1 pseudogene is annotated in these 231 nt (G+C 55.8%); it reads left to right on the forward strand.

Going from position 1 to position 231, the window contains the following annotated elements:
* Nucleotides 1–79: 79 nt before the first annotated feature.
* Nucleotides 80–231 (forward strand): annotated as a pseudogene (locus RTW80_RS31080) (citrate lyase ACP); the annotation flags it as partial.

Genomic DNA, 231 nt, shown 5'->3' on the forward strand with positions numbered 1-231 from the left:
GACTCCACCTTCCCGCACCTCGAAGCACATGATCGTGCGAGGGCGCACGTCGCATCCCTATCCGGAATTTATCATTAATATGTTATGGGAGGCGGTGGAGGGAACGCAGTCGTCCAGCGCCCTGATGGTGAAAATCGCCCCCGCTCACGGTGAGCTGGAGATTGTCATCCACAGTGAAGTGATTAAGCAGTTTGGCGAGCAGATACGCCAGGTGGTCAACGACACATTGCG

Origin of the sequence: Escherichia sp. AM3 (genome assembly GCF_032029835.1) — a bacterium.
Lineage (GTDB): Bacteria > Pseudomonadota > Gammaproteobacteria > Enterobacterales > Enterobacteriaceae > Escherichia > Escherichia coli.